Annotated in this window: 9 protein-coding genes; 2 read left to right on the top strand and 7 right to left on the bottom strand. The window is 44.4% G+C overall.

The window, feature by feature from the left end; genetic code table 11:
* Positions 1 to 76: 76 nt before the first annotated feature.
* Genes N773_RS0105370 through N773_RS0105380 form a run of 3 tightly spaced genes read right to left on the bottom strand, consistent with a single transcriptional unit; the run spans position 77 to position 6,303 of the window.
* A complete protein-coding gene (locus N773_RS0105370) occupies positions 77 to 2,428 on the bottom strand; it encodes an HD domain-containing phosphohydrolase (RefSeq protein WP_024856831.1) in 2,352 nt (783 codons plus the stop codon).
* A 25-nt stretch (positions 2,429 to 2,453) separates the two neighbouring features.
* Entirely contained in the window at positions 2,454 to 4,151 is a 1,698-nt protein-coding gene (locus N773_RS0105375; protein WP_024856832.1) for a hybrid sensor histidine kinase/response regulator, read from the bottom strand.
* Between the two features lie 13 nt (positions 4,152 to 4,164).
* Positions 4,165 to 6,303 (bottom strand): HD domain-containing phosphohydrolase, encoded by a 2,139-nt coding sequence (locus N773_RS0105380; RefSeq protein ID WP_024856833.1) that lies wholly within the window; start codon positions 6,301 to 6,303, stop codon positions 4,165 to 4,167.
* A 264-nt stretch (positions 6,304 to 6,567) separates the two neighbouring features.
* On the opposite strand from N773_RS0105380, the gene N773_RS0105385 reads away from it, so the two are divergent.
* Both N773_RS0105385 and N773_RS0105390 read left to right on the top strand, forming a co-directional pair.
* On the top strand, positions 6,568 to 6,858 hold the full coding sequence (locus N773_RS0105385; protein ID WP_024856834.1) for a hypothetical protein: 291 nt from the start codon (positions 6,568 to 6,570) through the stop codon (positions 6,856 to 6,858).
* 5 nt (positions 6,859 to 6,863) lie between these two features.
* Positions 6,864 to 7,721 (top strand): endo alpha-1,4 polygalactosaminidase, encoded by an 858-nt coding sequence (locus N773_RS0105390; RefSeq protein ID WP_024856835.1) that lies wholly within the window; start codon positions 6,864 to 6,866, stop codon positions 7,719 to 7,721.
* A gap of 44 nt (positions 7,722 to 7,765) precedes the next feature.
* Here N773_RS0105390 and rlmD read toward each other — a convergent pair whose 3' ends face one another.
* The 4 genes from rlmD to N773_RS0105410 are packed head-to-tail and all read right to left on the bottom strand — an operon-like array spanning position 7,766 to position 13,516.
* Positions 7,766 to 9,130: a 23S rRNA (uracil(1939)-C(5))-methyltransferase RlmD gene (gene rlmD / locus N773_RS0105395; RefSeq protein ID WP_024856836.1), complete on the bottom strand. Its 1,365-nt coding sequence runs from the start codon at positions 9,128 to 9,130 to the stop codon at positions 7,766 to 7,768.
* Complete coding sequence (gene hemZ / locus N773_RS0105400; RefSeq protein ID WP_024856837.1) at positions 9,108 to 10,577, bottom strand: coproporphyrinogen dehydrogenase HemZ; 1,470 nt, start codon at positions 10,575 to 10,577, stop codon at positions 9,108 to 9,110. Before hemZ ends, rlmD begins: the two co-directional genes overlap by 23 nt.
* Positions 10,577 to 11,221: an MBL fold metallo-hydrolase gene (locus N773_RS0105405; RefSeq protein ID WP_024856838.1), complete on the bottom strand. Its 645-nt coding sequence runs from the start codon at positions 11,219 to 11,221 to the stop codon at positions 10,577 to 10,579. The genes hemZ and N773_RS0105405 overlap by 1 nt, the downstream gene beginning before the upstream one ends.
* Before the next feature lie 6 nt (positions 11,222 to 11,227).
* Complete coding sequence (locus tag N773_RS0105410) at positions 11,228 to 13,516, bottom strand: RelA/SpoT family protein (RefSeq protein WP_024856839.1); 2,289 nt, start codon at positions 13,514 to 13,516, stop codon at positions 11,228 to 11,230.
* Positions 13,517 to 13,526: the final 10 nt, after the last annotated feature.

The following is a 13,526-nucleotide window of genomic DNA, read 5'->3' on the forward strand; positions in this document are numbered from 1 at the left end:
ATTTGGCCGTCCCGTATTTTATGCTTACAGAGGTTTTAAAAACCTTATAGTCATATTGAGAACAGAGAACATTTATTTACAAGAATCTTATATCTGTAAGCGCCACCTGATCCCCTGTCAGTGCGGCATAGATCTTATCAGAATGATCAACTGTTGTGATGCATTCTATCTCAATGCCCAGATTATTCGTTCTGACTATGACTTTATTATCTTTTCGCTCAAAAGTCACTTCACATTCCAAGCCTTTACGGTTGTTTTCTTTCCAAATGTCCCAGCCTGGAAAATCCTCTTTCTTTTTCACGCTGAAGCTATTCTGACCAAGGCTGTTTATCTCTTCGTTTTCACCATTCAGTTTTATAAGGGCATATTCAAAGTAATTTGTGCCGTTCACTATGCCGTCATCTGAATAGAACAGGACTATATATGGGCAGTGCCATATGAGATTTGCACCTGGGAGACTCATGGTATGGAAAGAGAGTCTGAACTTATGGTCTATCTCAATGCCCTCGGTTGATACCGACCTTGTACGGTCTATCTGGATATTCTTCAAATCAGATTCAATATGATCGGTATAACTGATAGTCCGGGCTATCCTTGGGATATCACCTTCGGACACTATAAATCCTGTGGTCTCAACTTTTATATCAGTAATATCACAATGTTCGCCTGTAATACCTATGTACGCCGACCTTGAACCGTCGGGCAGAGCGATTATCATCTCTTTGGTAAGTTCGGGACTGCCCATCACAAGGCGAATATGGTCTTCATATTTTGCCGCTGTAACATTGTACCTGCTTCCGCCCGCATTTTCTTTTTTATCCATCTTTGTTATTTCTATCCTGCGGGTACCTGTGGATATCATATGGTCATCGAACCAGAATTCTCCGTATTCAAAGTAATGATATTCCTTGATGGTTTTCTCGTCGCGATGAACGCGGTCATCGAAAGAATCAAAAAGAATAATTGACGGCGCACTGAATATATTCTCTCCGCTTTTGTTGGGTACACAGTCAAAGCTGATTATCTTGGTATCATTTTCAACGGATATGCCCAGAGAGGTGTTATCACGGTACTCACCGCATGACAAAGAAGTTTCCATTTCAGGTTTGAGGCTGTTATCATTGCTTTTGATATTATTGTCGATTATCTTGACCATTAACTCCGCAAAAGCAGGGTCAAATTCTTCACCCGAACCTTTTACGAAAGCTTCACGAGCTACAAAATCGGGACGTGCGCCGCGGTACCTTTTTTTCGTGGTCATCGTGACATATGCATCAGCCACAGCAACTATACGTGCTATCTCGGGGATATCTGTGCCTTTCAGCCCTTCGGGATAACCTGTGCCGTTGTATCTTTCATGGCTGTAATAAGCGGCTATGCCGAGATATGGGTACTCTGTGATACTTGAGAGTATCTCTCTGCCAATAAGGGGCTTATATTTTATCAGCATATTGTCTTCTTCGGTCGGTGAAGAGTTGTTTATAACACTGTCGGGAACTCCTATCAGTCCCACATCATGCAGCAGCGCCGCATAATAGACCTTTTCGCAGTACTCATCGCTCTTACCGCTCATTTCGGCGATCATGCGGGCATATTCAGCTACGCGGACAGCACTGCCTTTAAGGTAGTCGTCCTTTTTCTCGACTGCTGAAACGAAGGCTGTGGCTGTCTGGTCGAATATCTTCTGCATACGCTTATGTTCGTTCTGCATATACTCTATCTCCATCTCATGCATACGCTCGACAGTGTCGTTGATATCGATATAAGTGGAGATATAAAGGGATACCGAAACCGCCACCATGGACATATTGACTATCGAGATACCATAGGTGAATATCTGCAAAACACCGCACATTATCGGAACAAAGAGATAAAGGGTAATGGTTATGAACATCTGTGTGCTGAAAAGGTATTTGTACTGAACGACGACCGTATAAAGTATCACGGGTGTGACCACAGGTGTGATATAGGCTATAAGAAATCCATTGCCCCTATGATAAAGGTTGCTTTCATCAAAATAGTAGTAGAGATCAGTAACCGCAGATATCAATGCAAGCATCATGCCTATGACTGTTATAACGGCAACTATCTTCAAACGTTTGGGAAGTTTCTTTATCTTGCCTTCTTCAATGAGTATACCGCAAAGGTACCTGTAAAAACCAAATACTATCGCAGGTGTCAGAAAGAATACCATGAAGTTGCTTATCCTTACCATGTAGTACGAAGTTATACCAGCGCTGCCTGCATATAAGTATGCAAGCCTGTCGAACCACAGCAGGAACAGTGCTATGACTTCCATAAGGAGTATATCACGCTTGCGCCGCGCAGAGATAGACCTTGTCAGCAGCAGAAGGAATATGAGTATCCCGCAGGAACCGCATAGGAAAAGCATTATATTCAATTGATGATCTCTTATAAGCTCTATCATTTGATACAACTCCTTCGGATAGACGTTATTCGCTGATTCTGCTGAGTTTTTCTTTGAAGGATCCGTACATTGTCAGGAATTCTTCAATATGTGAATCGATGAATTCTTTATCGCCGTTATGTACAGCCTGCCCGATCTCTTCGGCATACTTTGAAAGTTCATATGCTCCGATTATCTTAGCGGAACGGCTCATCGAATGTATCTTGACGTTCAGATGCGTTATATCATCTTTTTCGTAAAGCTCTCGTATGGTCTTGATATTGTTATCGATGGTCTCTGCAAACATTCTCAAGGCTGTAATGTAGGTATGTATACTTCCTGTATTCCTGATACCGTCAACGGTGGATTTGACTTCGGTATCCTCTAGCCAGTCCAGTCCCTGCAGCTTATCACTGCTGTCAGAATCATCATGCTGGCAGGGAGCGTCCTGCCGCATCCTGGCGGGGATATGCCTGAGTATCGTCCTTTCAAGTGTCACGCCGTCAACAGGCTTGGGCAGATATCCGGTAAACCCTAATGAGGTATAGTACATCTCGCTTGATGCTGAATTGGATGTCAGAAGATATATTGGCAGATCAGGATCTGCAGAGCGCATCTTTTCTATTATCTCAGCAGCGTTTTCGGTTATCAGCATCTGATCTATGAAAACCACACTGAATCCCGTATCCTTTATCCTATCTATGCAGTCCTTGATATTTAATGCAGATGACACGAACACATCGGTATCTTTCAGCAGCCCCTTGATTATCTTCACGCTTACGGGATCACTATCGATAACAAGGATATCCGCATCGGGTGCTATGAACTGAGGAACATACGGACCTCTGCCGGCTATGTCATTGGTACCGCTGATATCACCTATGGGAGTCTGGTCTTTCATCTTCTGGGTCAGGGTAAGTATAAACTCAGCACCCTTTCCGAATTCACTTTTGCAGATAAGCTCGCCGCCCATCAGCTCCGCAAATTTACGGGATATATCAATTCCGAGACCTGTACCGGTATTTTCGGTCTCCGAACTTTCATCAAGACGCTCATAAACAACGAACAGATTTTCCGATTCTTCCGCTGTGAGCCCTCTGCCTGTATCCTTTACGGAGTACTGCACTTTACAGATACTGTTCTCTCTTTCAAGCATCGATACCGAAAATGTAACACCGCCGACCTCGGTATACTTCACCGCATTGGTCAGAAGATTGGTAAGTATCTGGTTCATCTTGTCTGTATCGCCGTACATCACTGCGGGGAGAAGTTCATCTATATCAGCCTTGAAAGTCAGACCTTTTTCAGAACATCTGCCCTGAACTTTATTTATCAGTGAACGAAGCATATCCTTTGTGTCATACTCCTGTTCTTCAAGATGAGCCATGCCTGATTCGATATCAGACATGGCAAGAAGATCGTTGATGAGGTCAACAAGTGATTCGGAAGCTTCTTTTATATCGAAACAGTAATTCATAATCGTCATGAAGTAGCCGGTAGGAACATTCTCTGCATTTTCTCTCATAGCCATCTCGTTCATTCCGACAATTGTATTCACAGGTGTAAGAAGCTCGTGAGATATATTTGCAAGAAATCGTGTTTTGGCGGCATTAGCGTTTTTTACCTCCTCCTTGACTCTTGCAAGCTCTTCGTTCTGTCTGCGTATAACAAAAGCCATCATGACCAGCCACACCAGCAGCCCTGCCGCAGCTGCGGCAATAAGGATAATTATCACTGTATGCATGACGGACCCTCCCTTATGCCTGATCATACTTCCTCAGTACCTTTTTGACTTCATCAAGAGAATCAATAAATACCTCAACACATTTTGGGTCGAACTGTGTGCCGTTCCCTTCTTCGATTATGGAAAGCGCCTTATCCAACGGGAACGCGGGCTTATATACACGGGGTGAAGTCAGAGCATCAAAAACATCTGCCACAGCCATTATCCTTGCAGAAAGTGGTATAACTTCACCGTGGAGCCCCTCTGGATAGCCCTTGCCGTCCCAGCGCTCATGGTGGTATGCCGCCATATTTCTCGCTTCCTTCAGGTAGCTGTCGCCTTCGACAGTCTCAATTGCGTGTTCCATTATATTCTTGCCTGCAGTGGTATGAGTCTTCATTATCTCGTATTCCTCGGGTGTCAGCTTGCCGGGCTTATTAAGCACTCCGTCGGGGATATTTATCTTTCCCACATCATGGAGAGGTGCTGAGCGCACAACGTCCGACATGAACTTGGGCGTTATCTTTTCAGGATAGTAACCCTTCTCTTTAAGACCCTCAACGATTATCTTTACATAAGCAGAAGTCTTCTGGATATGAGCGCCCGTATCGGAATCGCGGTTTTCCACCATATCAGCCATTGTTATGATAAGACCGTCCTGCATCTTCACGGTGGAGTCCGAAAGTCTTCGTATGCTTCGCATCTGCTCGGACTGGTTCAGGGTCATTGTACAAAGTGAACGGTAAAGCTGTTCTATCTCGTCACCTGTATTTATTTTCAGTTTCCTGATCTTCCTGACATCATTGTCAAGGGTTTCCTGATCGTTGCCCGATTTTGATATCTTATCTATCTGCATAGTGATAGCTCTGAGCGGGAAGATGATATGATAATCCGTCAGCCATATGACGAATACGCATATCAGTATAAGAAAGCTGAAAAATACAGCTATCATCTCCATAAGAAAACTATGCATATTATTGATAAGCATTTCAACATCAACATCAGCTATTGCATAGCATCGGCATACCCCCGCAGAATCATATACAGGTTCAGCAACTGTCAGCAGATGACCATACTCGTCATCAGTGATTACAGGCTCAACAGGCTCTCCTGACAGAAGTTCAGAGAGATAAGGTTCAAATCCGTCATCATAGGGCAGAACTTCACCTATCTTATCAGCGGGGATATCCTCGGTATCGATATCGAATACCACATGGAATCCATCGGGCTTCATTTGATATACATACAGGTATGCTATCTCGGGAGAACTGTAAAGGATATCTTCGAGAAGCCGATGCGATCGGCGGTAATCCTCGGAATCGCCATCAGATGCAAGATAATCCTCTATCTTATCGCCGTCAATCTCTCTGGCAGCAAGCTTTGCAGTACCCTGTGCCAAGGCTGTGTGCTGGGTTATCATTGATTTGTAGTACACCCTGACACTTATATAAGTTCCCACAGCCGCCACGGTAGAAAGGGCTATCATCAGAACGATCAGCATTTTTATACGCATTGAAAAAGCCCGTTTCTCTGACCTGTACTTGCTTATTAATTCCTCTCCTGTTGAGGGAGTCTGCCGCCAGCCCGTGAACTTGAACTTACCTCTGAATTTATCCGGTATCAGCCGATACAGAAAAAGTGCGATAATGACAGTGAGGGTCTTATCAAAAAAGTTCGTAACAATGTTGGATATCATATAAGATACGAATGGTCCAAAGATCCCGATCTTATTTATCTCACCCGAAAGCGATGCGCTTTCAAGAGCAAGACCCTCCATATACCATGGTATGACAGCACCAACTATTCCTGAGATCAAAGTGAGCACTAATACAAGGACTATCAGTCCCCAGAGCTTTTTAAGTTTTTTGCGATTGTAAAGATACGAAGTCGAAACGGCGATCATCACATTGATGACGCCATAATACAACGCTTCCTGACGAATGAAACTTATGAAAAAATTAGTAAAAAAACCCACCAGCACACCGGGGAGCGTACCTCCCAGAACAGCGGCAAGCACTGTTCCGATGGTATCAAGATACAGAGGCACAGGCAGTTCGGCTCTTGAGATCAGGTTGTTGAACAAAAGATTTATAAATACGCAGGCTATACAAAGTATAAGCGGCGCCAGATTATGTTTATTGTTATTTACAGGTGCGGATCTCCGTTTTAACATTCAGTATGGCACCTCCATTATGAATGAACTATATTATAATCCCAGTCTATTAAACTATACTAATTAATTATAACACATTCATTCACAGTTTGTCAAACAAAATTTAATTTATTTAAATCATTTACGCAAATATTTTTTTACCAAAATATACGGTCGTATGATCTGGTAAATCACGATCGGGATTTGTATCACAGCGGCTTTACATTTACAGGATTTTGTGGTATAATTTAATTTAACGATTAATAGTCATCAGGAGGATACCAAATGCTTCACGGATATTTCGATCTGCCCACTTTCTATTTTTTTGAAGAAAAAAACATCTGGACAGGCAGTCTGTATACAAATTTCAACTACCGCATAACACCGATAAAATCTGACGAAAAGAAAGAGCTGAAAGTCGATGTATGGTACGGGACAAAGTGCTTCGATATAACCGAGGAACTGGTGGCACAGTACTCTGAGGAATATTCGGCTGAGGGTCTTGAATCATGCATCGCCGACCTGACCAAGGAATTTGAACATTTCAAGGAAATAAGAAAGGAACTTGGATTTTGAAAAAAATGCATTTTAAAAACTTTGTTCGTGCGGTGGTATGCTGTATCGCGGTGGTATCGGTGACTTCCGCCTGCAGCAGCGACGGTGAGATAAAATACCGCTACGGTGTGTTTTTAGGGGCTTCTCCTGAAGATGTAAAGTACATGGAAGAATACGAAAAGATCGTTATCGACGCCCAGTATTTCACCACGGAGGAAATAGCCGCCCTGAAAAATTCGGGACACACGGTTTACAGCTACATCAATCTCGGGTCAATAGAGGATTTCCGCCCCTATTACAAGGATCATGAAAGCATAACGCTGGACGTTTACGAAAACTGGGAAGAAGAAAAATGGGTCGATGTATCTAAGGCTGAATGGCAAAGTTTCGTAGTAGATGAACTTGCAGAAGATATCATTGATAAAGGCGTTGACGGCTTATTCGTTGACAATACCGATGTGTACTACCACTATCCTACCGCTGAGATCTTCGATGGAGTAACGAATATCCTTAAAGGTTTCAAAAATCTGGATACCTACGTAATAATCAACGGCGGCGATACCTATGTCACCGAGTATGCAAAGCGATATTCAGAGCTTGACAGCATAATGGACGCTGAAAATCAGGAGACAATATTCAGTAAGATAAACTGGGACGATGAGACTTTCACATCTAATGACAGTTCAGAAACCACGTATTTTCAGGAATACGTTGACATGGTCAGCAGTTACGGAAAAGATGTCTACCTGCTGGAATACACCACGGACAGCAAGATTATCAGCCGTATAGACGATTACTGCACCAAAAAAGGCTACACATACTATGCCTCGGACAAGCTTGAACTTCTTGCACCGGCGCAGAAAAAAGGCTCGCAGAAAAAATAAAAAGTTCCGATAGTTCAGTCTATCGGAACTTTTTGCGTTCAGTTTTAATTCTTTTTGGTCAGCAGGATAAGTGTCTCAACGCTCGTGGTACGTGGGAAAAGGTCAAATCCCATGACCTTATCACAGCTGTAACCAAGTTTGCCGAGGATAGCACAGTCGCGGGCGGCAGTTGTGTGATTGCAGGATATCATCACTATCCTGTCGGGTGACATCTTCGCCATATATTCAAGTGAAGGCCTGTCACAGCCCTTACGTGCTGGGTCGGCGATTATAACATCGGGGCGTTCGCCGCGTTCATAAAGGACTTTCGCCACTGTGCCCGCATCACCGCAGATGAATTCAGCATTTGTTATACCATTTGTTTTCGCGTTGACATTGGCATTATCGATAGCTGCCTGAATGACTTCAACTCCGACAAGTTTTTTTACTTGTCTTGCCATTGACAGTCCTATGGTGCCTGTTCCGCAGTAAAGATCAAGCAGTGTCGAATCAGGGGTAAGCCCAGCAAATTCAGCGGCTTTGTAGTACAGGAGTTCAGCTTGCTGAGTATTGACCTGATAGAAGGACAACGGTGAGATAGAGATGGTATTTCCGCACATGGTATCGGTTATAGTACCATCGCCTACCAGTGCTTTCATCTTTGTACCAAGGATAACGTTGGTATTTTTTGAATTTTCATTGAGTACGACGGTTTTTATGTCGGTAAACTTTTCAGTAAGAAGAACTGCCAGCCTGCCAAAAACTTTCGCCTTTTTAAAGTCAGTCACAACAAGACAGACCATTATCTGTCCCGAGTATGCACCGCGTCTTAAATAGATGTGCCGTAAAAGCCCTTTCAGCGCGACTTCATTATATGCGGGAACGTGATTCTCATTAACGAAAGCCATTATGAACTCGACGATATACGAGAATATTTCGGGCTGTAATCGACATCTCGTATACTCGACAACGCGGTGAGAACGTCTTGCATAAAATCCGCACACAGCTTTTCCGTTATCATCGGCAACAGGATACTGAGCTTTATTTCTGTAAAGGTCAGTATCTTTACAGCCACAGAATGACAGATATTCAGGAGAAAGCTTGCCGATCCTCTCGAATGAATCACGGATAAACTTATCCTTGGCAAGACATTCAGCCTCGTAACTGATATGCCTGAAAGAACAGCCACCACAGTATTTGCTGACGGGGCAATCAGACTCTATTCTGTCCTCGGAAGGATTTATCAAGTTTTCTACCCTGCCATAACAGAATGATTTTTTCACCATAACTATCCGACAGGAGATGACGTCCCCGACAGCCACCGCTGGAACAAATATCGTGATGCCGTTGTAGTGCCCGACACCGTTGCCGTCGTTGGAAATATCTGTTATTTCAAGTTCTATTATATCATTTTTTCTGAGAATTTCCATAAAATTCCTCAATTACATCCTTTCTGGAAAGCATAAGATCAAAATGCTTGTTGTATTCAAGCGGAAATTTATAGTTAAAAACACGTTCCAGCCTGTCGGGATAGTCTACAAGCTTGGTAGATGCCCCCGCACCGATAGCGAGGATAGTCTGTACTTCCTCCATGATATAGATGTTGTAAAGACTTTCATGCCCCGGTTTTGACCAGCCGATATTTTCAAGATTACCGACCATGTTTTTCTGCCTGTACAGGTAATATGGCAGATAGCCGCAATCCCACAGGCGTTTCGTCGCATGGTCCACCATTTCATCAGTCGGGTTTTTAAGAACTTCCTTGTCACCCTGATTAAGCAGTGCCGCTCTCTTTATCGAGAGGGTATGAACCGTGAAGTTTTCAGGTGACAAGTCAAGTAACTTGTCAACAGTATCTGAGAAGCTCTCAAATGTATCATTCGGCAAACCTGCGATAATATCGGTGTTAATGCAGGAAAAACCGATTTTACTTGCAAGATCGTAACTGTCGTAAAATTGTTCGACACTGTGAGAACGTCCTATCGCTGTAAGAACATCGGGATTAAGGCTCTGGGGATTTATCGAGATGCGTGTACAGCCATTTTCCTTGATAGTCCTCAGCTTTTCTTCGGTGATGGTATCGGGTCTGCCAGCTTCAACAGTATATTCCCTCACAGACGACATATCAAAGCTGTGTTCGATACACTTCATCAGTGCCGCCAGTTGAGAGGCTTCTATGGAAGTAGGTGTTCCGCCGCCAAAATAGACTGTATCCAATTTCAGCCCAAGGCGTTTTGTTATCAGCGCAGTATGCCTTATCTCACGGCACATTTTATCGATATACTCGGGTATCAGTTTTCTGCCGCTGTCGAGGGTCTGAGAGATAAACGAGCAGTATGAGCACCGTGTTGGGCAGAACGGTATGGACACATAAAGACTGAAAGACTTCTTATCAAGAGTGTCAAGTATCTGCTTCTGGGTGTTGGCGGTGGCGAAAGCGATATCGCATTTCTCCTTGCTGCAAAGGTATTCATTTTGCAGCCGTGAGTATATCTCCGCCTTGTCACAGCCCTCATTCAGCAATGTATTTACCCTTTTTACGGGACGTATGCCCGTCAGCACGCCCCATTTCGGCACAATGCCTGTTATCTCCGACAGAACTTTGTAAAGTATGCGTGACAAACAAAGTTCCTTGTCGATATTGAAAGAGGTCTTCTTGTAAAGCAGTTTTCCTTTGCGCTTTTTTACGCCTTTATAACTGCATATCACGTACATCAGAACGGTCTTTTCCGTTTCCTTGACCCTTGCAAACACGTAGTCATCGGAAACATCTGTATTATCCGCATACATATGCTCGAACCTAGTGGCAGGTATGAAAAGTTTTAGCACGCCCTCAAGTTCGTATTTGTAGTCGTTACCGCTGAGAATTAACGTCATCAGAAGCCACCGCCCGAATTCTCCCTGAGATAAGGGTTATACTTTCTCTCGGTATCCAGGGTGGTAGTACCCATGTGCCCGGGATAGATGGTGAGGTCGCCTCCAAGTTCAGCTATGCGATGCAGAGATTTTTTCATCTGCTGGAAGTTTCCGCCCTCAAGGTCGGTACGACCTATCGACCTGCTGAACAGGGTGTCCCCCGAGAACATAGCTTCACCGCATATATAGCATACCGAACCGGGAGTGTGTCCCGGAGTTTCAAGTATATCGAATTCAAGTTCATCAAGATGAAGAATATCATTTTCCGTGAAAAGCTTAACTTCTCCGTTATAGCTTTTGTAACCCCGTGACCTGAAATGCGTCGCCAGCATCTCATCACCTGTTCGGAGCATTTTTTCGTCCAGCGGGTGGATATACACCTCACAGCCCGTAGCCTCGACCAGATCTGCAACCGCGCCGATATGGTCAAAATGACCGTGAGTCAGGAATATCTTTTTCAGTGTGCAGTTATTGGCTTTTACTTCTTCTAATATATAAGGTGCGTCAAATGGCGCATCTATCAGCACCGCGTTGTTCTGCTGACTTATGACCAGATAGCTGTTGGTCTCGCATATACTCAGCGGCTTTAATTTTATTACTTTCATTCCGACCTACTTTCCGCTTCTCTCAACAGAGATGACATTCTTTATCTTCTGAAGCTTGCTCATAACAGTTTTCAGCTGATCCATGCCCGCTATACTTACGGTTATCGACATAAGTGCATTGCCGTTTTTCAGCTCACGGGAAGTGGATTCGTATATGAACACGTTTATCATCGCAAGTGCTGAGGATACATCAGCCAGCAGACCTATTCTGTCAACAGCAATGATATCCAGTGTTGTTTTGAAATACGTGGTATTGTTCTTGCCGCTGTTCTGTGCCCAGGTGACATTCACCCAGCGCTCGGTATTCTCACCCTTTTCAAGCTGAGTAAGATAATTCACACAGTCCTTTTTGTGAACAGATACTCCGTGTCCTCTGGTGATGAAGCCGATTATCTCGTCCCCCGGCAGAGGGTTACAGCACTGGGCGAACTTTATCATACAGTCCTCTATGCCGTCAACCACAACGCCAGAAGAGGATTTTACAGGCTTTACCAGCTGTTCTTCGGACTCTTCTGCCTTTTCGCCGTACTTTTTGTTATAGGAGTCCTTCAGCCTCTGCATCAGCTTTGAAAGCTGTACTCCGCCGTAGCCGATAGCCGCAAGAAAATCATCCAGTGTCTCACAGTTGTGGCGCTTCATGTCAAGGCGCAGGAACTCTTCAAGCTCGTCCTCGGGCACACGTATCATGTGCTTTCTGAACTCTCTTTCAAGGGCTGCTCTGCCCTCGAAGATATTCTCCTCGCGGCGCTCTTTCTTGAACCATGAGCGTATCTTGGATTTAGCTTCGTTAGTCTTGGCGATGTTCAGCCAGGATCTGCTGGGTCCGTGACCTGGTACATTTGAAGTCAGTATCTCGATTATCTCGCCTGTGCTTATCTTATGGTCATAGGACACCATCTTTTCATTGACCTTTGCGCCACTCATGCGGTGACCGACCTCGGTATGTATAGCGTATGCAAAGTCAATGACAGTTGAACCAACAGGCAGGGTTATCATATCGCCCTTGGGTGTGAAAGCAAAAACGTCCTCGGGAGAAAGGTCGCTCTTTATCGCCCTTACTATCTCTTCAACGTCATTTGATTCTTTCTGGTTCTCGATTATCTGTCTTATCCAAGCAAGGCGCTTGTCGTCCTTGGCGTTGCTCTTTACGCCCTCTTTGTACTTCCAGTGGGCGGCGATACCGTATTCAGCCAGACGGTGCATATCCCATGTTCTTATCTGTACCTCAAAGGGTATGCCCTCTCTGCCGATAACGGTGGTATGAAGTGACTGATACATATTCGCCTTAGGAGTTGATATATAATCCTTGAATCTGTTGGGTATGGGTTTGAACATATCGTGGATTATACCCAGAACGTTATAGCACTCGTTGACAGTATTCACAATGACCCTGACAGCGTATCTGTCGTATATCTCATCGATATCCTTGCCGTCGCGGTAGACCTTTTTATAGATACCGTAGTTGCTCTTTACACGACCAGAAACCGTAGGTGCAGGTTTGAATTCCTTGGCAAGGCGCTCAGCGATCTTGTCCTTGATGCTCTCGACAAGGGCTTCACGGCTGTCACGGCGCATAGCCATCAGCTGTTCTATCTCCTCATGTGCGAAGGGGTCAAGGTAGAAAAAGGCAAGGTCTTCCAGTTCGTCCTTTATGGAACGTATACCGAGTCTGTGAGCGATGGGTGCATAGATATTCATGGTCTCGCGGGCGATAGTTCTTCTCTTGTCATCACGGCAGAAATTCAGCGTGCGCATATTGTGGAGCCTGTCAGCCAGCTTGATTATGATAACTCGGATATCCTCGCTCATGGCAAGGAGTATCTTTCTGATATTCTCGGCTTTCTGCTCGTCCTTGGTGAATATCTCCACCTCGCCCAGCTTTGTAACGCCGTTTACTAGCATAGTAACATCTATGCCGAACATCTTGTGCAGCTGTTCGAGAGTGCAGTCCGTATCCTCAACAACATCATGCAGAAGTGCCGCACAGACGGTATCGGTATCCATGCCCAGTTCAAGCAGGATATAGCCCACTGCTATGGGGTGGGATATGTAGGGTTCTCCCGATTCTCTCTTCTGGTCATGATGATACTTTTCGGCAAGCTCGTATGCAGATACTATCTTTGAAAGGTCGTACTGCTTTTCACTGTCTATCACTTTCTGTATCATCATATCGATGGTATATACCTGCTTGCTGGCTTTCAGTATATACGCAGGTATAGGCAGACTTCCCTCTGCTGTTTCGTAAGTGCTTTTTCTCGGCACTTCCTCACCGTTGGTTCGATTGTTCTCAGACATAAGCTTTTAC

Source organism: Ruminococcus albus AD2013, assembly GCF_000526775.1.
GTDB lineage: Bacteria > Bacillota > Clostridia > Oscillospirales > Ruminococcaceae > Hominimerdicola > Hominimerdicola alba_A.

Excerpts from the sequence above, each read along its gene's own strand:
- N773_RS0105370 (WP_024856831.1), bottom strand. The coding sequence starts at position 2,428 with ATGATAGAGCTTATAAGAGATCATCAATTGAATATAATGCTTTTCCTA.
- N773_RS0105375 (WP_024856832.1), bottom strand. The coding sequence starts at position 4,151 with ATGCATACAGTGATAATTATCCTTATTGCCGCAGCTGCGGCAGGGCTG.
- N773_RS0105380 (WP_024856833.1), bottom strand. The coding sequence starts at position 6,303 with ATGTTAAAACGGAGATCCGCACCTGTAAATAACAATAAACATAATCTG.
- N773_RS0105385 (WP_024856834.1), top strand. The coding sequence starts at position 6,568 with ATGCTTCACGGATATTTCGATCTGCCCACTTTCTATTTTTTTGAAGAA.
- N773_RS0105390 (WP_024856835.1), top strand. The coding sequence starts at position 6,864 with ATGCATTTTAAAAACTTTGTTCGTGCGGTGGTATGCTGTATCGCGGTG.
- rlmD (WP_024856836.1), bottom strand. The coding sequence starts at position 9,130 with ATGGAAATTCTCAGAAAAAATGATATAATAGAACTTGAAATAACAGAT.
- hemZ (WP_024856837.1), bottom strand. The coding sequence starts at position 10,577 with ATGACGTTAATTCTCAGCGGTAACGACTACAAATACGAACTTGAGGGC.
- N773_RS0105405 (WP_024856838.1), bottom strand. The coding sequence starts at position 11,221 with ATGAAAGTAATAAAATTAAAGCCGCTGAGTATATGCGAGACCAACAGC.
- N773_RS0105410 (WP_024856839.1), bottom strand. The coding sequence starts at position 13,516 with ATGTCTGAGAACAATCGAACCAACGGTGAGGAAGTGCCGAGAAAAAGC.